The sequence below is a fragment of the Bifidobacterium pullorum subsp. saeculare genome (genome assembly GCF_016899725.1).
Taxonomy (GTDB): Bacteria; Actinomycetota; Actinomycetes; order Actinomycetales; family Bifidobacteriaceae; genus Bifidobacterium; species Bifidobacterium pullorum_C.
In genome coordinates, this window is record NZ_JACLYU010000179.1 from 1 (window position 1) to 466 (window position 466).

1 protein-coding gene is annotated in these 466 nt (G+C 61.8%); it reads left to right on the forward strand.

Features of this window, described 5'->3' with window-relative positions; translation table 11 throughout:
• Positions 1–36: 36 nt before the first annotated feature.
• Positions 37–466: class I SAM-dependent methyltransferase (locus tag H7U32_RS10055; RefSeq protein ID WP_204469891.1), on the forward strand; the 430-nt coding region annotated here is incomplete at its 3' end.

Here is a 466-nt window from a genome sequence, read left to right on the forward strand (position 1 = left end):
ACCCTGGCCACCACGATTCCCTCTACAATCGGGGCCATGGCAGTCTCTTCGGCACCGCATCTTCCCAGCGGCACATTCGAATGGCTGACTGCCGGACGTGTGGACCCAGGTAGTCGAGTCGTCGTGCTGTGTCCGACCGTCGCCCATTGCCGAGCCGTTGCCTCCTATGGGGCCGACGTCCTGGCCGTTCACCGCGATCCCGATACCGCGGCAAAACTCAACCGCATCCCTGGCGTCATGGCCATCTGCGGGTCGCCCGAATCGTTACCTCTTAATTCATCCAGTTTCGATGCTGTCTTGGTGCATCAGGGCTTTCACGAATTGGCCCCCGGCCTCGCCTTACCTGAAATCGCCCGCGTCCTGCGCCCAGGCAGTGTCCTCGGCGTCTCCTGGCTGGTACGCGATGACACTGTTCCGTGGGTCAAGCGGCTTGCAGCGCTACTGCGCACCGTCGATGAAAATGCTA